Consider the following 25,398-nt stretch of genomic DNA (forward strand, 5'->3'; position numbering starts at 1 on the left):
CTTCCAGAAGTATCGGCGGGAGGCGAACAGGCTCACGGACCATTCCTGCGAAGGCCCGTTTCCCCGTCGCGGAACACCCCGTCCGCCGGTCCAAAAATCGTCCGCGCTGGCAGGTCTCCCGGCTTGCGGAGCAGGGCTTTGCCCTTCGATCCCCGCCTTCCCGATCCCCTGGGGGATCAGTGGCTTTGGGCATCTCTCCGGTCACGGTCGCGGGGGCGGCTGCATTTTGGACCCAAATCTTGCCGATTCGGACCCTATCGCATTCCCTCTTCGCCTGTCATAGGACAGGCACCAGTGCCGGGCCACCATTTGCCCCCGGCCGCCTCTTGTCAAGCCGAAGGACCTCATCCGATGCCTCCTGAACCGGATACCCAAACGGCCGAAACCGATGCCAAAACTGACGCAAAGCACGCCGCGAAAATGGCGAAGATCAAGGTCGCACGCGACAAGATCATGGCCACCAAGAGCGGCGAAAAGGGCCTCATCATCGTCCACACCGGCGCCGGCAAGGGCAAGTCGTCCTCGGCCTTCGGCATGATCGTGCGCTGCGTCGCCCATGGCTTGCCTTGCGCAGTCGTGCAGTTCATCAAGGGCGCGTGGGACACCGGCGAGCGGCGCCTCCTCACCGGCCATTTCGGCGAGCTCTGTCAGTTCCACGCCATGGGCGAGGGCTTCACCTGGGAGACGCAAGATCGCGCCCGCGACATCGCGGCGGCGCGCGCCGGCTGGGAGAAGGCGAAGGAGCTGATATCGGATGCGAACCTGCGCATGGTCGTGCTCGACGAGATCAACATCGCGCTGCGCTACGACTATCTCGACATCGCCGAGGTCGTCGACTTCCTGAAGACCTCGAAGCCGCCGATGACGCATGTCGTGCTCACCGGGCGCAACGCCAAGGACGAGCTGATCGAGATCGCCGATCTCGTCACCGAGATGACGCTGGTGAAGCATCCGTTCCGCTCCGGCATCAAGGCGCAGGCCGGCGTCGAGTTCTGAATGCGATGGCGCGCGCATTGATGATCCAGGGAGCCGGCTCGGACGTGGGCAAATCGCTCATCGTCGCCGGCCTTGCGCGCGCCTTCACGCGCCGCGGTCAGCGCGTGCTGCCGTTCAAGCCGCAAAACATGTCGAACAACGCCGCCGTGACCATCGACGGCGGCGAGATCGGCCGCGCCCAGGCGCTGCAGGCGCTCGCCGCCGGCGTCGAGCCGCACACCGACATGAACCCGGTGCTGCTCAAGCCGGAGACGGATGTCGGCGCGCAGATCATCGTGCAGGGCAAACGCGTCGCGACGCTACGGGCGCGCGACTATGCCGCGATGAAGCCTTCTTTGATGAGCGCGGTGCTGGAGAGTTTTGAGCGGCTGAAGGCACGTTCTGATCTGGTGCTGGTCGAGGGCGCCGGCAGCCCGGCCGAAGTGAATCTGCGCAAGGCCGACATCGCCAATATGGGCTTTGCCCGCAAGGCCGATGTCCCCGTGGTGCTGGTCGGCGATATCGATCGCGGCGGTGTCATCGCCCAGCTCGTCGGCATCAAGACGGTGATCGACCCCGACGATGCCGCGATGATCCTGGGTTTTGTCATCAACAAGTTCCGCGGCGATCCCACGCTGTTCGACGACGGCTACAGGCTGATCGAGCAAAAGACCGCGTGGCGCGGCTTTGGCGTGCTGCCATGGTTCCCGCGGGCCGGCGAACTCCCGGCCGAGGACGCGCTGGGCCTGAACGATGCGCGCAAGCCTGGCCAGACCAAGATTGCGTGCCTCGCACTGTCGCGGATTGCCAATTTCGACGATCTCGATCCGCTGAAGCTCGAGCCTTCAGTCGATCTCGTGATGGTGCGTCCCGGCGAAGCGATCCCCGGCGACGTCAGGCTGGTCATTATCCCCGGCTCGAAGTCCACGCGCGGCGATCTCGCTTTCCTGCGCGCGCAGGGCTGGGACATCGACCTGCTCGCGCATTATCGTCGCGGTGGCCATGTGCTCGGCCTCTGCGGTGGCTATCAGATGCTGGGACGCAGCGTCTCCGACCCGGAGGGAATCGAAGGACCGGCGGGCGATACGCCGGGCCTCGGGCTGCTGGATGTCCAGACGGTGATGAGCCCGCAGAAGACGCTCACGCGTGTTGCGGCCGTGCACGCAGCGACGGATCAACCGATCCAAGCCTACGAAATCCATATCGGCCGCACTGACGGGCCGGATCGCTCCCGCCCATTCGCCAGGCTGAACGGCGAGCCGGAAGGCGCGATCTCCAGCGATGGCCGTGTGCAGGGCAGCTATCTGCACGGCCTGTTCACGTCGGATGAGTTTCGCAAGGCATTCCTTGCAAAACTCGATATTCCCGCGGGCAATGAGCCATATCACGCGAGAGTCGAGAGCGCGCTCGACGCCCTCGCCGATCACATCGAAAAGCATCTCGACGTCGAAGGCCTGCTCGCGCTAGCGCGCTAGAACCTCGGCAAGGCGCGACCATTCGACCTCGGCGCCCGGAATGCCGAGACGCAGCCATGCCGGACTTTGAGCGAAGATTCGGGACCAGATCCGGGCGCGGGCCAGCTTCTCCTGCGCGGCAAGCGCGTCAGGCATCTCGTAAAGACGAAACAGCGGCGCGCCGCCGACGAGGCGCCAGCCTTGCGGCTGCACCATCTCGTCGAGACGAACACAGTCCCGCGCAAGCCGCGCGGACGTCGCCCTGGCCCAGGCATCATCGCGCAAGGCGCGGCAGCCGACCGCAATCGCCGCGCCCGACACCGGCCATGGACCTGATGCTGCCGCCAGCTTGCCGATGTCGGCCGCGTTGCCGATTGCGAAGCCAAGCCGCAGGCCGGCCAGGCCATAAAACTTTCCGAAGGAGCGCAGGATCAGCAGCCCCTTCTGTCCTGCTTCCGCCGCGAGCGAGAGTTCGGGAACGGCGTCGGTAAAACTCTCGTCGATGACGAGCTGGCCGACGCGCGGCAGCAGCGCGAGCAGCTCCTTCGGCGAGTAACGGCGGCCGTCAGGATTGTTGGGATTGACGACGATGGCGAGATCAGCACCAGCCAGCGCGACGAGGTCCCTCACCTCCTCGACCTCCCATCCCGCGGCCGACAGAACGGGCGCATATTCATTATAGGTCGGCGCGAGGATGCGCGCCCGGCCGCGCGGCGCGAGCTGCGGCAGCAGTTGAATGGCGGCCTGAGCACCGCCCATCGCAACGATCGGCGCAGACGTGCCATAGGCATGTCGGGCCGCTTGATGCAGAGCCTCGATCTCGGAGCGCGACGGCAACGCCTGCCAATGATGCGCGGCGATGTCGCCCACGGGATAAGGCAGCCGGTTGATCCCGGTCGACAGATCGATCCAGTCCTCCGCGCGTCCGCCAAAACGCCGCTGGGCCAGATCGAGATTTCCACCGTGCTCGCGCATGCCCCGTTCTTTCACGCGAAGGCGAGGATCGCAAGCAGGCCTGCGAGCAGCAGCATGGCGCGGCGGTAGATCGTCAGTCCATTGGCGATGTCGGCGGGAAGCGGATCGCGCGCGCCTTCGTTCAGCCACGGCTCCTTCGTGACGCTGCCGTGATAGATGCGGGGACCGCTGAGCCGCACGCCGAGCGCGCCGGCCATCGCCGCTTCCGGCCAGCCCGCATTGGGCGAACGATGACGGCGCGCATCGCGCGTCATGCACGACAGCGCTTCGGATCGCCGCGGCGCGAGCAGCACGAACAGGAAGCCGGTCAGGCGGGCCGGGATGAAATTGGCGACATCGTCGATGCGGGCCGCCGCCCAACCGAAGGCTTCGTGCCGTTCGCTGCGATGGCCGATCATGGAATCCAGCGTGTTGATCGCCTTGTAGCCGAGGATGCCGGGCAAGCCGAGCAGCGCCCCCCAGAATATCGGCGCCACGATACCGTCCGACGCATTCTCCGCGAGGCTCTCGATCGCGGCGCGCGCGATCCCGGCTTCATCGAGTGCGGCGGGATCGCGGCCGACAATGCGCGAAACTGCTTCGCGTGCGGCTGCAATGTCGCCGCCCAGCAGGGGATCGGCGACGGCGGCAACATGGTCGTGCAGCGAACGCAGTGCGACCAGCGGCCAGGCAAAAATGCCGACCAGCGCGATCCGGATCCAACCCGAGGGAAGCATGGATTGCAGCAACCAGCCGCAAACGACTGAAAGCAGGATCACCAGAAGCGCGCCGGCAGCACCGGCCGCGCGCCGAAAGGCCGGCGGGTCAGACGTCCTGCTCCAGCCGGCGTCGATGGCGGCAATCAGCCGGCCGAGCCAGGTCACGGGATGGCCGATCCGGGCGAACAGCGGCGCTGGCCAGCCCGTGAGGGCATCCACCGCCATCGCCACCGCCATCGCACCCGCAAAGCCCACACCCGCCTCCCGTCCCGCCCCTGTTGCGCAAAGCGGGGGGCGAGCGCAAGCCCCTGCCCGGCTGATTTCGGCTTTGTCTTTGGTCCCGATTGGTGATTAGTCAGGCCCGCAGGAGACCTTGATGGCCGTCATCTTGATCACGGGCGGAGCGCGATCGGGCAAGAGCAAGCGCGCGGAATCGCGCACGCGCGCCTTTCCCGGGCAGCCCGTCTATGTCGCGACGGCCGAGGCGCTCGATGCGGAGATGGAGGCACGCATCGCAAAGCATCGCGCGCGCCGCGGAACCGAGTGGATCGAGCGCGAAGTGCCGCTCGATCTCGTGCCCGCGCTGGTCGCAACCGATGGCGGCGGCGCGCGGCTCGTTGACTGTCTGACCCTGTGGCTCTCGAATCTGATGCATGCGGAACGCGACTGGGAACGCGAGGTGAGCCGGCTTGCGATCGCCCTGCCCCGGCTCGAGAGCCCGGTCGTCTTCGTCACCAACGAGGTTGGGCTCGGCATCGTGCCCGACAACGCTTTGGCGCGCAGCTTTCGCGACGCCGCCGGGATCATGAACCAGACCATCGCGGCCATTGCCGACGAGGTCGAGTTCATCGTCGCCGGCCTGCCGATGAAATTGAAATGATGTCGCGCGCCGAAATCCTGAAAGACGTCGTCGCCGATCTCAGGATCGCCTCGTCCTTCGTCACGATCGTGCCGGTGGCCGCATCGAAGCCTGCCGCCGATGGCAGCATCGCGCGCGCGACCTGGGCGTTGCCGGTCGCGGGATTGCTGGTGGGCCTTTTCGGTGCCGCCGTCTTTGCGCTTGCAAGCAAGCTGGGACTGGCACCAAGCATGGCCGCTCTGCTCGCGCTCGCCGCCACAACGCTCATCACCGGCGCGCTGCACGAGGACGGGCTTGCCGATACCGCCGATGGTCTCGGCGGCGGCCGCACGCGCGAGCGCAAGCTCGAGATCATGCGCGACAGCCGGATCGGCAGCTACGGTACTTGCGCGCTCATCCTGTCATTCGGCCTGCGCTGGAGCGCGCTCGCGGGAATCGCCAATCCGTGGGCCGTGATGCTGGCGCTCTGCGCGGCCCATGCCGCGGCCCGCGCGGGCCTGCCCGCATTCATGTCGCTCGTTCCCCCGGCGCGGCGTGACGGACTTGCGTCGCGTGCGGGCGCGCCGCCGGGCCGCAGTGTCGCCATCGCCTTCGCTGTCGGAACGCTCACCCTTGCGCTCGCACTCGGGCCGGCCAAGGCGCTGGTCGGCCTGGTGCTGCTGTCGCTCGCCGGATTGGGTCTGGCGCGGCTCGCCATCCGTCAGATCGGCGGACAGACCGGCGACATCCTCGGCGCCTTCGAGCAGGTCGGCGAGATCCTGATCCTGCTCGTCGCCGCAGCCTTCCTTCAGACGGTGGGAGGATGATGGTCGAGTTCGACGACACCTTCCGCCGGCACTTGCGCGAACTGTTCGTGTGGCGCCGCGACGTGCGCCGTTTTCGCAGCGATGCGCTGCCCAACGGCGCCGTGGAGCGGCTGATCGAGACGGCCTGCCTGTCCCCCTCGGTCGGCCTGAGCCAGCCGTGGCGCTTCGTCATCGTCGACGACGCCGCGAGGCGCCGCGCCGTGATCGACGACTTCAAGGCATGCAACGCCGATGCGCTGAACTGCTATTCCGGCGAGCGCGCCGAACGCTATGCAGCGCTCAAGCTCTCCGGGCTCGAACAGGCGCCGGCGCATCTTGCAATCTTCGCCGACAAGGCCAGCGACACTGGCCACGGCCTCGGCCGCGCGACCATGCCGGAGACTTTGGAATATTCCGTGGTTGCGGCGATCACCGCGATGTGGCTGGCGGCACGCGCCGACGGCATCGGGCTCGGCTGGGTCTCGATCCTCAATCCGCAGCGAGTCCAGCACGTACTCGACGTGCCCGCCTCCTGGAAATTCATCGCCTATCTCTGCATCGGCTATCCGGAGGCCGAGTGCGACCAGCCCGAGCTCGAGCGGGCGAAGTGGGAGCACCGGCGCAGCCCCGACGAATTCACGCTGCGGCGTTAGTCAAGCCGCATCCCAGATCCATCCTCTCGTCATTGCGAGCGCAATGACGACGGAGAGAGGCAACCGGCCCCTACGACTTGCTCTTGTCGGCAACGGCTGCCACCGGCACCGTGCTCTGCTGCTTCTCGAACATCAGCAGCGGGCGGACGATGACGCGGCCATAGGCCTCGTAATGGTGCTGGGTCGTCACCGCATTCTTGAGCGGCGTCGCGTAGTTCGCCTCGAATGTCATGAACTGCGCATAAGTCCAGGAGAAGCCGACGCCGACCGAGGCCATTTCGGTGACGCCGGGGAATGTAGAATACACCGCGCCCCAGTCGGTAAAGATGTAGGCGTCGAATCCCCGAAGCCATTGCGACCAGTTGTAGTGCAGCTCGGCATTGAAATAATAACCGCTATCGCCGGACGCCGCGTTGGTCGGATAGCCGCGCACGGTGGTTGGGCCGCCGATCGTGAAGATCTGGTCGCCCGGCAGCAGCTTCTCCTGCGTGTACTGCCAGCTTGCCAGCACGTTGGTGCTGAAATTGGCGGGACCCGCAGCGCTGGTCGCGATCAACGTACCGGTGTAGGTGTTGAACGTGCGGTTGTTGCCGAGGACGTGGTCCTGCCATTCGATGTAGTTCACGGCCGGCGAGACCGTGATCGAATAGGTATTGCCGGAATTGGTCACCGAGACGCCGGCCGTGGCCTTGTCGTAGTGATCGTCGGTCACCGCGACGGTCGCGAAACGGCTCACCGTCTTGCCTTCGGTCTCGGCGGCGTTCAGCAGGATCAGCCAATTCTGTGTCACCCAGACCGGCTGGCTGAAATTGACCGCGGCCTGACTCGACCGCCCGGTGACGTCGAGCGCGACGAAGGGACCGTCGATGATCTTGATCTTGCCTTCGGTATAGCTGACGCCGGCGCGTCCGCCCCAGGGATTGACCGGAATGCTGTAGGCGACGTTGCCGTTGAGGTTTCCGTCGGAGCGGACACCGTAGAAGGTCAGGCGGTCGTCGACGCCGAACAGGCCATGGCGCTTGTAGAAGGTGCCGCCTTCCCAGCGGCCGGTGTTTTCGGCACCCTGGTTGTCGACGAACAGCTGCCAGGTGTCGACCGGCGGCTCGATCACCGCGAACTGCAGATCGGTCAGGCCGAAGCTCGAGCCGGGCTGGAGCAGCGCCTTGATCTGCACGTCGTTGGTCCGGTTGAACCAGATCACGTCGCGATTGAGCTTGGGAACGTCGAGAACCTCGCCTTCCGGCTCCTTCACGCGCTGGAGGATGTAGTCGGTGCGGGTCTGCTTGTTGCCCTCGATGGACGTTTTCTGGAGCCGGCCTTCGGTCAGCTTGATCCTGACCGTGCCGTCCTTGGGATCCTGATCCGGTAGGGTCGCGATGCCGGTCACGATGCCGCGCTCGGTGTAGATGGCATTGATGTCGGCGACGATCTGCAAAAGCGTCGCGATGTCGACGTTCTTGCCGACATATTTCTTCGCGATCTCGTCGAGCTCGGCCGGCGTGATGAATTTGGACTGGTCGAATTCGAGCTTGCGCAGACGGAATTTCGGGCCGCCCGGCTTCAGCAGCGGGGACTTCTCGCGTGCGCCGCCGATCACCGCCGGGCCGTTCAGTTTTGGCGGTTCGCTTTGTTGCTCGAACTGGCGGCGTTGCCGGTCAACGTCGTTCTGGATCGCGCCGGGATTGATCGAGGGCACCTGCGCGCGCGCAGCAACGATGCTCGACGCTGCAAGCCCGACCCCCAATGCCGCCCCAAGGACCCGCATGTTCCCTTACCACGCCTCCGCAAGTCGACTCGTCGCCGGCTTCGTCATGACGCCAACAGCTGCATCTTTCCAGCCCGGACGCAAGATGCGCTGGCCATGGCGACGCAGCTTGCGCATGTCGCTGAGCCCCTCGATGTTCACCGCGGGACCGGACCCAATGGTCTCGACCGGGCGCGGCGACAGCAATGCGTCGAGCCGTGCATGGCCGGAGACGCCGAGCTGGTAGAACGTTCCACCGCTCTTCTGCGCCAGCCAGGTGTCGATGTTCTCATAGCCCTCGCCGTCGACGGCGACGTTACGCATCATGCTGGCGCCGGTGTAGGCGTTGCAGCAGGTGTGGGTCGCTCCGTAGTTGGTCACGGTCGCCGACATGTCGCCGGAGTAGAACACCACATAAGCATTGCTGACGTTGGCGTTGCCGGTCTGGCTCATCGTGAAGACGCCGCCCGGCTGGTAGAGCTGCAGCGCCGGCCAGTTCGTCGGCGCCGGCGAACGGTTGTTCAGCAGCACTTGCTCGGTCGCCGTGGTGAGAATGAGCTGGCCCGGCACGTAGCCGTTCAGGATCGAGACGGCCTGCGCGTCGGTCAGGAAGCTCGCATCCACCACGTTGAACTGGTTGACGATGATGGCGAGTGGATCGATCGACACATTCGCGGACGTCGCCGTCCCGCCATTGTAGCCGGTCACGTTCATGATCAGCGGAACCGGCGGGTTCGACCGGATCTGCTCGCCCTTGACGTTGATGGTGCTAGCGGCGAGGTCGAGCTCCTTGACGACGCTGATGAAGCCGATCGTCAGATCGCCCCGCGAGGACAGCTTGATCGTGCTGCCCCTGATACGATCCAGCGAGATCGAGCCGGCCGTATCGAAATGCGTATCGCCGTTGGCGGAGATCGATCCGCCATGGAGCGAGCCGGCGGTGGACGTGAGGTTGATGTCTCCAGCATCGCCCGGGATGCCCGTGGTCGTCAGCTGGGCGAAGACGATGTCGGAAACGGCATGCAGGTTTTGCGTTCCGCCGCTGACCGCGGTTCCGAGGGTGATGCCGCCGGTGGTTGCGGTGATGCCGAGCGCTCCGCCGACATTGAGGTTGTCCCAATTGACCACGGTGCCCCGCAGCAGCGCGTTGCCCGTCGCCGCCGTGAGATTGTGACCGGTGTTCGTCAGCGCCGCGATCAGCGTTGCCGAGCCGTTGGCCGAGAGCGAGCCAAGCGTCGGTGCGCCGCCCGACGTGACCGTCTGCGCCAGGATGTAGCCGTTGTCGGCGGTGACGCTGATGCTGCCGGCATCTCCGGTGATGCCCGTCGCCGTGAGCGCGTTGAAGGTCACGTTGTCATGGGCGTGGATGGTCTGCGTGCCGCCGCTCTGTGCGGTCTTGAAGGTGATGCTGCCCTGGCTTGCGGTCGCGCCCAGCGTCGTCGCGACGTTGAGCGTGCTCCAGTTGATCGGACCGGCGGCGGTCAACAGGCCAGATCCGGTCGTGGCGGCGAGCGCGTTGCCGGTGATGGTCGTCGCCGCCACCAGCGTCGCCGAGCCGTTGGCCGACACCGCGCCGAGCGTCGTTGCGCCGCCCGAGATCACCGTCTGCGCCAGAATGAAGCCATTGTCGGCGGTGACGTTGATGCTGCCCGCATCGCCGGTGATGCCCGTCGCGGTGAGCGCGTTGAACGTGACGTTGTCATGGGCGTGGATGGTCTGCGTGCCGCCGCTCTGCGCGGTCTGGAAGGTGATGCTGCCCTGGCTTGCCGTTGCGCCCAGCGTGGTCGCGACATTGAGCGTGTTCCAGTTGATCGGACCGCCGGCGGTCAGCCGGCCCGAGCCGGTCGTGGCCGCAAGCGTATTGCCTGATATGGCCCCGCCGGCAACCAGCGCCGCCAGGCCGTGGGCCGACAGCGAGCCGAGCGTCGTTACGCCACCCGAGATCACCGTCTGCGCCAGAATGAAACCGTTGTCGGCGGTGACGTTGACATTGCCGACGTCGCCCGCGACGCCGGTCGTGGCCAGCGCGTTGAACGTGACGTTCTGGCTGGCCTGGATGGTCTGCGAACCGCTGCTGGTCGCGGTCCCGATCACGATGCTGCCGTTGGCGGTGACGGCGCTGAAGCTGCCGCGTGCCCCCGTCGCCGTGCCCGCAGCCACCTGATCGAGCGTCAGGCCGCCGGTGCCGAGGATATCGACGCTGCCCTTCACGGCGGACAACAAGGTCGCCTCGGTATCGGTGAGAGTCCGCAGGTCGATTCCGCCAGCGGACGTGCTTGCCGACAGCAGCGCGGCGCTGAGGGTCAGCCGGTCCGTCGCGCTGCCGATGCCGTTCGATGCGCCCAGCGACACTTCGGCGCCCGCGCCGGACGCCACGAACTTGGTCTGGCCATCGCCATTGTCGATGATCGCTCCAAGCGAGGCGACGCCGCCGGCGGTCACGACGATCGACGGAGCATTCGAGGCGGCCGCATAGGACAACGACGAATTCAGCTGGCCGATGGTCGCATTGCCCGTGGTCGTCACCGAGATCACCCCGGCGGCATCGATGGCCGAATAGGCACCCATGGAAAGCGTCGCGGAGGCCAGCGTCAAGCCGCCCTGCGAGCTGGCCACCGCCGTCGGCGTCGCGCTGGTGCCGGCGCCGATCGTCACCGCGCGGCTAGCGAGCAACTGCATCAGGCCGACGCTGCTGACGTCGGCATTGATGGTGAGCGCACCGATCGGCACGTTCAGCGTCAGCGCACCGCCGGCCGATAGCGTGCCGTAGGTGCCGGTGGCGCCGACCGTGAGATCGCCCGTCACCGCCAGAAGGCTGAGGTCACCGACAGCCGAGCCAGTGACCGCGCCGGAGATCTGCACCTGCAGGGGTTGGAAGGTCGAGCCGTTGAAGCTGATGGCGCCGCCGGCGCGCAGATCGAGGTCCGAGCCGACGATATGCTTGGCCGTGCGATCGGTGAACGCCGATTCGGCATAGATGCTGCCGGTCGCAGCAAGCTGGATGGTGCCGCTGGCCGAGATGTTGCCGAGGACGAGGTCGCCGGTGGTCTGCTTCACGTAGATGCCCTGCCCGGACGAGACCTGGTCGAGATGGTCGGCGGTCGGGCTCGCGAACGCGATCTGGATTGCGTTCGCGTTGGCCGCGGGATCGCCTCCGGCCGTGCCGGCGCCTCCGAGATTGCCGTGCTCGGCGATCAGCGTCAGGTTCGGGATGTCGCCGGAGATCACCGGCACCCCGGTCACGCCCGCGGTGATGCTGCCGACAGCGTCGAGCTTGACGTCACCGGTGCCCGTCACCTGGATGCCGTTGGCCTGTGCGGCCGCGATCGGGTTGTAGCTCGCAGCCGCGATGCCGCCGAGCACAAGGTTGTTCTTGCTGCCGAGATAGATCTCCGCCGCTGCCTTGGCCGAGACCGCGGTCGGATTGTCGAGAATGACGAGGCTCTGCTGCGACAGCGTCACATTGTAGGTCACGACGCCGCTCGCCGGGTCGGTCGAGGACGAGACGACGAGTTGCCCGGGACCGGCCGATGCGAGCAGGCCCTTCTGGGCAGCCGTGAGCGACGACGCATTGACACTGGTGAAGTTGAACGTCTGCGGCGCCGCGAGCTGGCCGACCGAACCGTTCGGCGTGTACAGCATCACCTGGCTCGCCCTGATGTTGGGCACGACGGTGTCATCGATCGGCGGCGGCGGCGCGCCGACGGCCGACGACGAGACGGTGTAGGCCAGCTGGCTCTGCGTCCACTGCGAGCCCGCAGTGATCATGCTGTAGAGCCTCTCGGTCGAGGCGAGCGTGTAGGAATAGTTCGCATTGTAGCTGTTCAACGCCGTCTGCAGCGCCGCGTTGGTCGGCATCCGCTGCTGGTTGGCGTCGCTCACGCCCTGGAACAGGTTCGTGAACAGGTTCGCGGCCAGCGTTCCTCCGAACAGGGTCGTGAGCGAGTCCGAAAGCTGGCCTGCGGTCTTTACGCCGAGCAGGAACTGGTCCCTCTCGAGGCGCTCAGTCGCTTCGGTCTGCATGTCCGTCGTCGTGACGCGTGCGGGATCGATGCCGAGCTTGGCGGCGACCTGCGCCCGCAGCACGGTCAGGCCGACCGTGCTGGGATGATAGGTGCAGGCGGTCGCGCAATTGGTGAACGCGATGTTCTTGAGCTGGAAGTAGTCGTTGTAGGCCGCCGTCACCATCGACTGGTAGCTGTTGACTGCGGCGGTGGCCGCGTTGCCGCTGAGCAGGTCGAGGCTGGCCCAGACGTCCGCCAGATGCGCGCTCTGCGCCGAGGTGAGCCCACCGGCCGTCAGGCCGTTCAGGATGCTGGCATGGTTGCCGTCGGATGCTGCGGCCTCGAGGAACACCGGTCCGCCGCTCGAGGCGATCGTGCCAAGCCGCAGATCACCCTTCGACTGCACGATATAGGTGCCGGTGATCGATCTGCTGTTGAGAACGCCGCCATCCACGCTGCCGTCGGCCAGAATCGTGCCCGTCGCCTGGATCACCAGCGGATTGGCCGTCAGCATGGCTGTGCCGCCGCCGTTGACGCTCAGCGTCGCGCCGATGGCGCCGCCGGTTGAATCGATCTCGATGTTCTTGCCGATGACCACCGGGGTGGTGACGTCGTAGGCCGAGGCCGAGTTGATATCGCCGGTCGCCGCCAAATAGACGCTGCCCTGCGGCGCGTTGCCGTTGACGGCCGGGTTCACCGTCACCCTGTTGATCGAGAGCGAGCCGACGGCCGAGATCGCGATGTCGTGGTCGACAGTGCTCGCGGTCAGGTTGCCGCCATAGACCTGAACCTGCACGGGCGCCCCGCCCGCACCGATCGTGCCGATGCCACCCGGCGCGGTGAGCGTCACGCTGGTGCCCGAGATCAACGGGTTGTTCGCACTCGCGCCCACGGTGATCGCCGAATTGGCGCCGGTCGCCGTGACCGTGGTGGTGCCCTGGAGATTGTTGATCGGGCCGTTGATGACGATGTTCGAATTCGAGCTGACCGCGACCGTCGAGGTGCCGCCGCCGTTGAACTGGATGTTGATCGGGTTGGACGCCTTGACCGTGTTCGTCAACGTCAGGGTCAGGTGGTCGAAGATCTCCTGATACCAGTCGAAGTGGCCATCCGCGCCGCAGCACTTGCTGGCGGTCGTGTTGTAGCCGCCGCTATGAGACGAGCCGTTCGCGGTGACGACTTCCTGGTAGTTGGAGGTCTGCAACGCGCCCGTCGGGGCGCCGTTGGACACTTGCTGGACGTTCTGCACCAGGCTGGTGGTGCGGACCCAGGGACCGGTGACAGGGTTGCCGGACGTATAATGCCAGCCGTAGTCGAACTGCGTGGCGCTGGTCGAACGATCCAGCGTCGCGGTGTCGACCCACTGATAGTACATGTTGCTTTGCGGGGAATATTGCAGACCCGCCGTGCCGCTCACGCCCGACAGCATGCCGGAGGTGTACTGGCTCGCAGTGACGTTGTTGGCCACGTAAGTCGAAACCTGCTGACCGCCCGGCGCGCTTGGATTGTAGACGTACCACTTGGTCTGCTGCTTGAGCTGGTCGACGATCTCGATGACGCTGCTGGCGCTGACGCCGGTATTGATGGTGTTGGTGACGAGCTGGACGCCGGTGGTGTTGTTCACCGTGATGGTGCCGGCGCCGCCATTGATGATGATGTTGCCTTGCGGGACGATATTGCCCTGCGTGTCGGTCTGGGTCGAGGTCGAGATGATCTTGCCGTTGAGATAGACGTAGCCGCCGGTGCCCTGCACCACGCTGTTCAGCAGGATCTGGTCATTGGCGGCATCATATTTGGCGCTGACCTGCACGTCGCTGCTGCTCGCCCGCGTCAGATACGGCGTCAGGTCGACATAGTTCCCGTGAAGGGCGGCAGTCCTGTCCGCGGCCAGGGTCGCAGCGTCGCCCTTGATCGCGTTGATGGCATTCAGGGCGCTGTTGCCGATGTTGACCGAATAGTTGCTGCTCGAGCCGCTCTGGATCGTGCCGTTGATGTTGAGCACCGACGCCGACAGGATGATCGCCTTGCCGACGATGAACGGCGCGTTCGCCGGCGGATTGCTCGCGGAGGCCGCGGTAACGGGCGTGATCGCGGCCGGCTGGATATTGATGACCTGGAAGTAGGCCGAGCAGCCGGAGCAGTTGAATGGGGTCTGGTAGTCGCCGCTGTTGGTGTAAACGCCCGCACCATCGTAAGTCCGCTTTTCCCATGGCGCGGTGCTGATCGACTGACTGGTCGGCCCCTCCAGCGCCGCGAGCGTGCTGGTGCTGCCCACGCTGCCGCCGCCGGTCGGCGTCCCGTTCCCGGTCGGCAGGAAGATCGCCGAATAGAGCGAGCGTCCGTCGTAGTACATCTCCAGCATCCGCGCGGTGAAGATCGTGCTGCCGCTTGCAGTCTGCTGAACGCCGCTGCTGCCGGACGCGCAGCAATAATAGAAATACGGATGGTCGCCGCCGGAAGCGATGTGCACCCCGGTGCTATAGGCGCCATAGGCGCCGATATAGGTCGCCGCCGTCATCACCGCGGTCAGCGTGTCGTTATCGGCCGGCTTGAATTCCGTCCCGGCCCATTGGTCGGCCACGTCGTGGTTGGAATTGAAGATGCTGCCCGCGCCGCCGTTGAAGGTGAACGAGCCGTTGGGCACCACCATCTGGATGGTCGCGGCGTCGAACGTCTGCGACGCGACCACGTTACCGAGATTGTTCGTGATCTTGAGCAGCCCCTGCTCGTTGGTGACGACGCCGTCGAAATAGATGTCGGGCGTCTGCGTCAACGTCTGGCCGTTGTAGGACGGCAGGCCGCTGACCGGGTCCCTGGTGTTGTAGCTCGCCGAGATGTCGATGATCGGCGTTGCGCTATTGTGCGAGGTGAAGGTCACGTTGGACGAGGAGTCCGGATCGACGTGGTCGACCTGCCGGTAGAGAATATTGCCGCCGCTCACATTGGTGATCGAGAGCTTCGACAGGTCGAGGAAATTGAGGCCCTGGTTGTCGATCTTGATCATCGGCGAGCTCTGGGCAATCACCTGCGGCGCGGCGTTGTTCGCGCCTCCCGCCCCGGTCAGCTTCTGCGCCAGGATCGAGACGTTGCCGGCGGACACCAGGATGTCGTTGAAGGCGAAGGAGTTGCCGGCGACGTTGGTCGCGAACGGCGCTTGCTGGATCAGCGCATTGATCTGACGTTGGATATCGCCGGTCGGATCGCTGCCGGAATACGTGATCGCAGGGTGCGTCGCGGCAAGCGCGGTCTGGACCTGGGTCGTCGTCAGCCCGCTCAGCGATGCGAGCTGGGAGACGATCTGCTGGTAGGGATTGAAGCCGCCGACGATCGTGTACTGGATCGTCTGGTGGTTCCAGCTCATGGTCGGGTTGAAATGACCGACGTCGGCGACCTGCTCCAGCGTCATCGTGTTATAGGGGCTCGACGTCGTCAGCGTCGGGGTCGATGAGCCCAGCGCGATGGTGATGATCTCGTCATTGTTGATGCCGGCCACGACGAGGCCGTTGAGCGCAACGGTGCCGGTGCCGCCGTTGTTGGTATTGCTGTGGTTGTCGCTGTTCTTGGCGCCGAAGATCGACAGATAGGGATTGTAGTTGCTGCCGAGGCCCGTCGCCGCGACCTGGCCCGGGCTTGCGCCGAGGTTGACGTCCTTGACGCCGAGAACGCGTGAACCGATGCCAAGTGTCAGGCTCGCGTCGTCGTCGGCATTGGCGGTGCCGCGATAGAGGACCGAAATCGGAACTGCGGTGTTGTTGTACACCACTGTGGTCGCGGTCGCCTCGATGCTGCTGTAGACGCTGCCGTCACCGGCGAGGCCCGCCGAGACGTTGATGTCACCCCAGGCCTGCAGCATCGCGCCCGAGCCGACATTGACGGCCTGGGTTGCATGGACCCAGGCATTGGTGCTGGCGCCAACCCCGGCGATCGCGCCATAGAGGCTGGCATTGGCGTTGTTGTTCGCCGACATGCGGGACGCGGAGCCGATGTCGATGGTGCCGGCGCTGAACAGCTCCCGCGCATTGATGTTGACGGTCAGCGTGGCATTCGCCGTCATATGGGATTCGGCTCCGCCGCCGGCAAACAAACCGGCCGCGGCGAGGGTCACGGTATCAGTGGTGCTGAGGGTGTTGTAGGCCTCGATGTTGATGACCGCGGTCGTCGCGTGCGGATCGGCATTGAGGCTCAGGATCGTCCCGGCATCGATGTTGGTGGTGACGGTCTGGGTGACGGTCGACGTGCTGAGCGCCGCGGCGCCGGAGAACACGCCGCCCGAGCCCGAACGCGCGCCGCCGCCGGCCTGGTTGACGATGTCGTTGGAGATGAGATCCATGTCGCCGCCGGCCGAGTTGATGATCAGGTGCGTGCCGATCTCGGCGGTCGTCGTCGTGGTCACCGTGTTTTGCGCGCTGCCTCCGGAGACACCGGCCGTGGAGGCCTGATAGGCATCGCCGCTGGCGGCATAGTTCGTGGTGTGCTTGGCGCGGATGTTGAGGCCGCCGAAATAAAGCGTGTCGTCGGTCCCGTTGCCGTCGATCCGCGCATTGGTCGTTGCGGTCGAGCTCGTGGTCGCCACCGACGCGACGCCGGCATAGGTGCCGCCCGCGCCGGCAATGGCGTTGGCGACGTTGGTATCCTTGCCGGTCGCCGTGATCTGGAGAACGCCTGTGTTGGAGGTCGAGGTGATCGCGCCCGCCCCGAGATAAGCGTAGGTGTGCGCGCTCGACGATACCTGCGCAACGGTCGCACCCAGGGCCAGGAAGCCGCTCGAAAGACCCGTCCCCTCCGCGTATTGGCTGCTGTCGTTCTCGGCCGCGATGACGACATCCTGGTTCGGAAGCGTGATCCCGGTGCCGCCATAGGCCGAGACCGTGGCGTTCTCCGAAGCGGTGGCAAGGCTGCCCTGGGCACCGATCAGCGAGCCGCCGCCGCCGGCGAGCGCCTTGGCGTAGGCGGTGGTGCCGTCAGTCGGCACGCTGGCCATCGCGGTGATCGAGAGCGGGCCGCCGGAGAAGACGGCGTTGTCGCCGACGTCGGCGGTGACGGTTGTCGTCACCCTCGACTGTGCGAAAGCAAGGCCGACGGCGCCGCCACCGACCGCGACGCCGAGCGCCTGGCTCGAAATGTCAGGGGTGGACGTCGCCAGCAGGATGGTCCCGAGGCCGGAGGCCGAGGTGGTGACGTGCGCGCCCGCGCCGATCGCGGCCGTCACGCTGGTCCCGTCCGTCGCGCTGGCATCCGCGCCATCGCCCGCGGCGATACCGCCGGCCACGGCATCCGCCTCGGCCGATAGCGAGCCGCCTTCGTTGCCGCCGACCCTGAGGACAGACGTGTTGATCGCGGCGCTCGGCGCGACATTCGAGGCGACCGTGCTCGACCGCTCGGCGGTGGCGATCGAGACACCGACCGCGGCCATGCCGACGCTGGCGCCGGCCGCGAGCAGGTGCTCGCTCGATGTATCCTGGGCCGACACGGAGACGCCGGTTCCACCCGTTCCCGTCACCGAGCCTGCGAGGTTTGCGGTCACGCTGTTGCTGACCTTGCCGACCGCGACAGCCGCATTTCCGCCGAAATAGAGCGCGCCGGCGCCGGCACCGGACTCCGTATCGATGGTCCTGCCCGAATAGGGGCCCGAGTTCGCATCCTGCACGGCGGCCGCGACGGTGACGACCGGCGCGTTGACGGTCGCGTTCAGATTGGCGAGCACGGTGCTGTCGACCACGGTGTAGCCGACGGCGGCACCGACGCCGACATTCTTGGCAAAGCCCGCGCCGAGCAGCCGCTGCTGGGTGGCCACCGCGCTGGTCGCCGAGACGTTGACCGACGTACCGGTGATGTTGCCGCCGGCGATCTGCGCGCTGATGCCGTCCGCACCACCCGCCAGCACGGTGCTGACATCGTAGGTCGAGCTGACATTGGCGCTGCCCGGGTTGCCCGCGGTGCCACTCGCGACCGGACAATTGCCCTGCGTACAATTGGAATTGGGGGCGGCGTTGGTGCTGCTGTTCACCGCCGTGATCGTGCCGTGGTTGTTGCCGTTGCTGTCGCGCTGGTCGAGCTGTCCGATTTCCTGCTGCTGCGTAGCGGAATCGGCCGTGTTCGAGCCGATGAGGATGACGCCGACCGTCGCACCGATGCCGATGCTGCCGCCGATGCCCGCGGTGACCGCATAGGACTGCACCTCCTTGGTGCTGAGCGCGGTGACATTGATCGCGCCTGAAGAGTTCAGGTCACTGTTGATGCTTTCCGCAGTGGTCTGGCTCTTGAAAATGATGACGTTGGCCGCCGCACCGAAACCGACGCCGGAGCCGCTGGCGGCAATCGAGAGCGCGCCGGCGATTTCCTTGATGGCCACATCCTCGTTCGCATTGATCGTGACCGTCCCCATCGTGCCGATCGAGGGCGATTGCGGCACCAGATCGTAGACACCGGCGATCGTGGTGTTGTTGGCGATCTCGATATTCGCCATGCCGGCGACTGCGGCCGTCCCGGTCGAGAGCGAGCCGCCGACCGAATAGGCCTGGAAACGGTCCACGGTGTTGGCCTCGACATCGAGCGCGCCGCTCAGAGTGAGCGCGGTGCCATGCTGCGCGGTGCCGCCGTGATAGGCGAACTCGTCGCCGACATAGGCCTCGGTCCGGTTCGCGGAGACCTGGACCAGGAAGGCCCCCGCGGCCGCGGCCTGGCCGCCATAGGCGGCCGATCCGCCCGCGGAATAGATGCCGGTGGTGTCCAGAGCCTTCACGGTGAGCGACGACGCCGTCATCCCGCCACCGTCGACATAGGCTTCCGTGGTCGCGGTAAACACGTTCAGGGCGACTGAGCCGGTGTTGAAGCCGACGCCGATCGAGGACGCATCCTGCTCGGCGTTGGCTTTTACGGTCACGGCGCCAACGGTCGGGGTCGTCGTCGACGAGACGCTGCCGACGGTCGAATTGGTGATGGTGGCCATCGTGGTGCGCAACATCGTCGTGCTGATGACGGTCGCGCCGCCACCGCCATTGCCGGTCGGGGGTATGATGCCGGCACCGAACGCACCGGAATAGGAGAAGCTGGAAGCCGCGACGTCGATCTGCGGCAGCAGACCCGCACTGGTCAAGTGCGTATCGATGCTCGCACCGCTGATGTAGGCGTTGGTCGACCCGCTCAGCACCGAGGTTATCGGATTGACCATGACCGAGATCCCGGAACCGGCCGCGATCGTCATCACGTTGGTCACCACGGCCTGGTGCGAGCTTGCGACCACGGCAAGACCCTTCACCGTCTCCTGGGTCTCGGTCAAATCAGGCGTATTGTCGGTCGGCCGCTGGAAGCCGCTGAGATTGCTCGCGTTCGCCAGCGTGCCGCTATTGACCGACAGCGTGTCGGTCGAGTCGGTTCCAAACGCGTCGACCGAGGTGTTTGGTCCGCTGATATAGGCGGAGGTGCTGCCGGTGATCCGGTTGGTCACCATCGAGCCGGCGCCACCGGCGGGGCCCTTGGAAATCGAGAGCGCGCCGGCGGACACGACCACGTTGTCGGTATTGCCTGCGATCACCCCGACGTTGTTGTTCGCTCTGACATCGGATCCATCGACGGTGCCCAAGGCCGCGCTGTCGGTGATGCTGGCAGTCACGTTGGTGCCCATCAGATTGGTGGCGACCGAGCCGGCCAGACCGACCTGCGAGGAGATCGCGATACCGACTGCAACCGTCGAGATGCTGGCGTTCGAGCTTGCGTTGACGGCGACGGTTCCCGTGGCCCTCAGCTTGGAGCCGGTCACACCGGCATTCACATTGTTGCCGATGTCGCTGTAGACGAGCGCAAGGCCTCCGGCACTTCCGCCACCGGGCGCGATCGCTGCGACTGCGGCGCTGCCGGTGATGCTCGAATTGTCAGCGGCGGTAGCCGAGATGTTGAAGCCCGTAACGCTCGAATTGGACGTGGTTGAACTGGCGTCGCCGATCCCTGCTGAAACGGTGTTGGTGATCGAGCTGATCGTCATCGCGCCGACGCCGGCGAACTGGCCGCTGGACCCGCCGATGCCGAGGGCGACCGATTGGATCTTCGAGGAGTCGGTCGCGCTCACGTTGACGTAGCCGTTGACGGTCGCGCCTGCCAGGATCACGTTGGCAATGTAGGCCGAATGCGTCGTTGCGATGGTGTCGTAGACCAGCGATGCACCGATATCGTTCTTGGCGGCCTGGATGACACCTGCGACCGAAATGATGCTGGCGCCGGATCCAATTCTGGTTCCGCCGTTAAGTGCGGCGGCGCCGAAGTCGACGCAGTTCTCGCGGCCGCTCAAGGTGGTGCAGGTGTCGGTGGCGAGCTGATTGCTGTTCGACTTCATGACCAGGTCGTCGAGCGCCGTATCCAGCGGCCTCACCCGGCCGCTATCCGCCTGCACGGTGACGCCGCCAACACTGATCGTGACCGTCGAACCGCTGTTGATATAGGCCGTCGTGGTTGGGCTGATCTCGTCGACGACGATGGCGCCGGCCAGTGCGTTGCCGTTGGTTGCAAGGCCACCCGACGCCGCGCCGGCGACAATCACGCTCGCGTCGTCGGCAAGCACCAACAGGCTGTCGTAGTTGGAGATCGACGTCTGGCGGATATGCGCATCGGTCGCCTTTCCGCCCGTGGGATCGGAGATTGACGCGTAAACCATTGTGAGGCCGATGCCGACCTTGCCGCCCGACACGTAGAGTGCACCGCCGCCGATCGCGATGTCCGACGTCTGGTATGCATCGACCTCGAGCGCACGATTGACGCCGGAAGAGGCGCCGGTGATCGTGGAATTGGCGATATAGGCGTTGGCGCTGTCCGTGATGATGCCGATGGAAGCCGACAGCGCCGCCGAATTGCCCTTCGATCCGGACACGCCCAGAGCGACGACGGTCTCCGCGCCGCCGTTCAACGCCTGCACCGTCACCGAACTCTGATTGTTGGAGGTGACGCCGGACATATAGGCGAGCGTCGCGTTGTTGGACGTCGCCGATGCAATCGCGGCTCCGAGAGCGACGCTGGCCCCTCCGTCGCTTCCGGCAAGGTTGGCTGCGGCGGAGCCGGAGCCGTTGTTGAGCCTGGTATCGTTGAGCGCCTGGACGACCGTGCTTGCCGCAATCGCACCGGTCGTCGTGAAACGATCAAGCTGCGCGTTCAAGATGTAAGCGCTGGTGGCGAGCGAGACGTCGCTCACCGACGAACTGCCGGCAAGATCGATGCTGAAGCCCTCCGGGCTCGCCCCCGAGCTCTGCTGGATTTTGGCCGCACCCGCCGCAATGCCGCCCGCGCCGCCCGTAGCGGCATCGCCGACGGCGCTCGCCTTGCCGGCAAAATTCGACAATGACGGCTCGGAGATCGCTGCCGCGACGGCGGCGACCGTGATCCGGCCGGAGGTCGTGGCGCTGACCGAGAGATTGTCGACAATGAGCGAGCCGCTTCCGCCGCTGGTGCCGGCAAACGGATCGTAGGCACTGAACACGCCAGGCCGGATGTCGGCATGGTTATCCCCGACATAGGCGGCCGTGTCGGCATTTGCGCCCATATAGGCAACCGAGACGCCGACCGCGGAACCGCCGCCGACGGTGACGGCGCCGGAAATCGACACGACCGACAGATCCTGCTGCGCCAGCAAGCTGACCGTCGGCGCGCGAACGGTTGCCTGATTGGAGATCGAGGCATGCGTCGTGTTGTTGAGGAAGCCGAGCGAGGTGATGCCGTTCAACGCCAGGGCGCCGGAGGCCTTGCCGGACGACGGCGCCACTGCGACGAACTGATCCGAGGTGATCGCATTCACGGCGATGTCGTTCGACGCGCGCAGCGTCGCGCGGTCGGAAACGCCGGCGATGGTATTGGTGTTGAACTGTGCGAAATTGAGCGAGCCGCCGATGGAAGACCCGCCGGAAGTGTTGCCGGGAAGGAAACCCAGCGTGCCGACATTGCCGGCGGCATCGATCGATGCGGTGGTCGTGGCCGCCGCGATCTGAAGGCTGGCATCGTAGGTATGCACGTCGTTGTTGTCCATCGTCGCAGACCAGCTGCTTCCGCAAGCGGCCGTGCACGTCGTGGTCAGGCTCGCTCCGCCCGCCACCCACGCCGTGGTGTTGTTGTTGACGACGAAATGGTTGACCGATCCGGCGATGCCGATGGTGTCGCCGGCGTCGGCCGTGGCGTTGGCGTAGCTGGTCAGGATCGAGCCGCCGACGCCGAGATTGCCGTTGAGATGGCCCAGCACCTGGGCCAATCCATCCCATTTCAGCCAGGAGTTTGTGATCGGCATCGACGTGTTGGCGTCGACGGCGATGTCCGCCGCATTGATCAGGGTACCGCCGCCGATATAGGCGTTCGAGTTGTGGGTGAAGTTGCCCCAGGCAACGGACGCGCTGATCGCCGTTCCCTCGCCGGCCGCAGCATCCGACGTGATCGCGCTGGAGGTCGCGTTGCTATGCACGCCCTGATCGACCAGGTTGCTGACGACGGCGACGTTGCCGCTCGCGTAGATGCTGGGCGCGCCACCGCTCGGATTCTGGGCGATCGCGGCCGTGGCATTCTCCGTGGTGTTGGCGAGCGAAAGCGCCGCGGCGAACTTGAGATTGAAGCTCAGCGGCATCAGTCCCGCCATGTGATCGGCAATGATCGAGCCCGGCGAGGCCGTCGAGACGGCAAATTCCTGGATCGCGTTGACCAGAGCCGGCGTGCCGACGATGGTCGAGGCCATCGTCGAATTGCTCGTGGTGTTCGACGTCGCTTCGACCACGACGGAGCTGTTCAGCCGGCTGCTGGCGCTGGTTCCGAGCGACGCGCCGAGAGTTGCGGTGGCCGAAGTCGTGACATCGCTGATCGCGATCGCCCCGCCGACGCCGCCACTCGATGTCGGGCTGCTCAGGGCAATCGACGTCGCGCCGGTCGAGAAGGAATTATTGTTGATGGCCGTCAGCTTCAGGGTGTTGCCCGAGGCATTCACCGTGCCCGCAGAAAGGCTCGCGCCGGTTGCGACGTTGGCGGTCGTCGACACCGACCCGGTGGAATAGGCCACCGTTGGGACGAACTGCGCGCTGGTCGAGGCCGAAACGGCGGAAACGTTCAGCGTGGCATCGTTGACCGCCTTGATTGCAAGGTTGCGGCCGGCGCTGATCGTCGCGTTCGAGGCGACGTTGGTCGTGACGGTACCGTTGATCTTGCCGACGACCGCAGCGGCTCCGAGCGGGGTAAGGCTGCCGAGCAGGCTGCTGGCGATTGCCGGATCCTCTGCCCTTTCCGAACCGTGCGCCGAGATCGTGACGTCGCCGGTGCCGTTGATGTTGGCCTGACCGTTGATGTTGACGACCGCCGTGGCGCTCGCTGCGATATAGCCGCCGTTGATGCCGAGCACCGAAGCCGCCAGCGTCGCGCCGACCAGCGCGAAGTCGCCGGCGATCGAGCTGGTGAAACTGGACGTCGCTGTCGAACTCGCGCCGATCGAGATGGCACCGCCGGTGATGGCACCATTGATCGTGATCCCGGTTGACGCGGTCGCCTGGCCCGACACCTTGATGTCGCTCGCGGTCGCCGTCAGAGTGACGGCGCCGCTGTGATAGGTCGAGCCACTTGAAGCCTGCGCCAGGATCTGCGCGCCATAATCCATCGTGATCGTCGGCGCGCTGATCGAGACGTCGTGGGCGTCGCGATAGGAATGGCCGTTGCTGTCGAGCGCACGCGTGTCGATCAGGGCGTGCGCAGTGAGAGCGACCAGATTGCTCGCCTGAACGGTGACCGTCCCGGCTGCGATCTTGCCGTCGATGGTGACGGTCGTCGCCGCACTGCCGCCGTTGTTGATGGTGACGTTACCGTCGGTATAGGTCGTGGCGGCGTTCACGGCCTGCGCGAGCAGCTGCGCGCCATGCTGGATCGTGATCGTCTGCGCCTGGAGCGCAATGTTGTTGGCGGCGCCCGTCGAATGGCCGCTACCGTCGAGATGGCGGGTATCGACCACCGCATGCGCCGCCAGGGTGATCGAATTGTCCGCCTGAATCAGATAGGTGGCGCTGGCGCCGCCGGTCATTCCACTGATGGTGTTTGCGATCGAGGTGTTCGACAGCGTCACGCCGGTGTCGCCCTGGCTGGCATCGCCGACCGTCACGTCGGTCGGATCCATCAGCATCGTACCGGCCTTGCCGTTCGGCGCGGCGAGGTTGATGCTGATGCCACTGCCGACGTCGATGATCCCGTTCGCGCTGAAGTCGACGAGACCGGCATTGCCGGTCTGCGAGCTGACGTCGAACGACGCCCCGCCCGCCACGGTCAGATTCCGGGCTGCCTTGAGATGGATGTTGCCGGCGTCGCCGGTCTTGCTCGCGGCGGTCAGCTTCGCGTTCTTGCCGACCTCGATGTTGTTGCCGGCCGTCACGGTGACGTTGCTGGGCGTGGTGGTCCTGCTGCGCGCCGTCAGCCGCCCGTTGATCGTCGCGTTTTTGACGGCGCCGATATGGATCGAGCCGTTGCTCACGGTGATGGCGCTGGCGCTGCGCAGGCCCTTCGAATTGACGGAGGCTGCAAACTTCGCGGCGTGGTCGAGATTGGCGATGTCGCGCTGGCTTGCCCCGCCGACGAGGACGTTCTGCCCGGTCAGGCGCACGCCGTCGATGGCATTGATCCGGCCGTAGATCCTGACATTGCCGTCCGGCGAGACCGGAAACGAGCCGGCCATGAGGTTGCCGACCGCCGTGCCGTTGATCGCCCCATTCGGGCCGATCAGGCTGTCGGTGAACTCGCGCGTCGGCGTCGAGACGTTGAGGCTGCCGACGTTCACCGTGCCGCTGCGGCCGACGACGAAGCCCTTGGGATCGGCGAAGTAGACGTTACCGCCGATCGCCCCGTTCATGTAGGAGTTCAGCGTGCCGTTGACGTAGACGGGCGCGTCGCGAACGATGTTGACGAGATTTTTCGTCCCCGTCGGCAGCCGCAGATTGACGGTGTTGCCCTGCCCGACGCTGAACTGCGAGAACGAGTTGAAGGCGTTGGCGCCCGAGACCGTCGAGGTCGTGACGTTGGTGACGCTGCCGGAGGTCTGCAAGGATGTCCCGGTGCGGCCGTCCGGGGCGATGACGTTTGCCGTCTGCGCCTGCAGACGGATGCTGAACACCGGCAGGAAGACCATCTGCATCGCGCAAAGCAGCGACATCGAGCGGAAGCGTGCAAGTCCCTGCAGCATCCGCTCGCCGTTGTCGTCTCGCGTCGCAAATGGGCCGCGCATTCAGATCCTCTTCATCGGCGTCAGTGCCGATCCCCCGC

The 25,398-nt window shown here is 65.8% G+C and carries 9 protein-coding genes and 1 riboswitch; of the genes, 5 read left to right on the forward strand and 4 right to left on the reverse strand.

Annotation, left to right across the window (positions count from 1 at the left end; genetic code table 11):
* Window positions 1-91: 91 nt before the first annotated feature.
* Window positions 92-311, reverse strand: a riboswitch (cobalamin riboswitch).
* A 40-nt stretch (window positions 312-351) separates the two neighbouring features.
* Both cobO and JQ621_RS06545 read left to right on the forward strand, forming a co-directional pair.
* Entirely contained in the window at window positions 352-996 is a 645-nt protein-coding gene (gene cobO, locus JQ621_RS06540; RefSeq protein ID WP_212233558.1) for a cob(I)yrinic acid a,c-diamide adenosyltransferase, read from the forward strand.
* Between the two features lie 5 nt (window positions 997-1,001).
* On the forward strand, window positions 1,002-2,450 hold the full coding sequence (locus JQ621_RS06545; protein ID WP_212233559.1) for a cobyric acid synthase: 1,449 nt from the start codon (window positions 1,002-1,004) through the stop codon (window positions 2,448-2,450).
* Here the strand turns inward: JQ621_RS06545 and cobD are convergent.
* Window positions 2,439-3,404 (reverse strand): threonine-phosphate decarboxylase CobD, encoded by a 966-nt coding sequence (gene cobD / locus JQ621_RS06550; RefSeq protein ID WP_212233560.1) that lies wholly within the window; start codon window positions 3,402-3,404, stop codon window positions 2,439-2,441. The two genes, JQ621_RS06545 and cobD, sit on opposite strands and share 12 nt — an antisense overlap.
* Before the next feature lie 11 nt (window positions 3,405-3,415).
* Window positions 3,416-4,357: an adenosylcobinamide-phosphate synthase CbiB gene (cbiB, locus tag JQ621_RS06555; RefSeq protein ID WP_312015388.1), complete on the reverse strand. Its 942-nt coding sequence runs from the start codon at window positions 4,355-4,357 to the stop codon at window positions 3,416-3,418.
* Window positions 4,358-4,478: 121 nt separating this feature from the next.
* Here cbiB and cobU point away from each other — a divergent pair, with 121 nt between their 5' ends.
* From cobU to bluB, 3 genes are read left to right on the forward strand one after another with little or no spacing between them, the layout of a single operon-like run.
* On the forward strand, window positions 4,479-4,982 hold the full coding sequence (cobU, locus tag JQ621_RS06560; RefSeq protein ID WP_212233561.1) for a bifunctional adenosylcobinamide kinase/adenosylcobinamide-phosphate guanylyltransferase: 504 nt from the start codon (window positions 4,479-4,481) through the stop codon (window positions 4,980-4,982).
* Complete coding sequence (cobS, locus tag JQ621_RS06565; RefSeq protein WP_212233562.1) at window positions 4,979-5,767, forward strand: adenosylcobinamide-GDP ribazoletransferase; 789 nt, start codon at window positions 4,979-4,981, stop codon at window positions 5,765-5,767. The genes cobU and cobS overlap by 4 nt, the downstream gene beginning before the upstream one ends.
* Window positions 5,767-6,399, forward strand: a complete 633-nt coding sequence (gene bluB, locus JQ621_RS06570) for a 5,6-dimethylbenzimidazole synthase (protein WP_212233821.1) — start codon at window positions 5,767-5,769, stop codon at window positions 6,397-6,399. Before cobS ends, bluB begins: the two co-directional genes overlap by 1 nt.
* 70 nt (window positions 6,400-6,469) lie before the next feature.
* Here the strand turns inward: bluB and JQ621_RS06575 are convergent, their stop codons facing one another.
* Entirely contained in the window at window positions 6,470-8,164 is a 1,695-nt protein-coding gene (locus tag JQ621_RS06575) for a ShlB/FhaC/HecB family hemolysin secretion/activation protein (protein WP_212233563.1), read from the reverse strand.
* A gap of 6 nt (window positions 8,165-8,170) precedes the next feature.
* On the reverse strand, window positions 8,171-25,360 hold the full coding sequence (locus JQ621_RS06580) for a leukotoxin LktA family filamentous adhesin (RefSeq protein WP_249124692.1): 17,190 nt from the start codon (window positions 25,358-25,360) through the stop codon (window positions 8,171-8,173).
* Window positions 25,361-25,398: the final 38 nt, after the last annotated feature.

The organism is Bradyrhizobium manausense (assembly GCF_018129685.1).
Lineage (GTDB): Bacteria > Pseudomonadota > Alphaproteobacteria > Rhizobiales > Xanthobacteraceae > Bradyrhizobium > Bradyrhizobium manausense_D.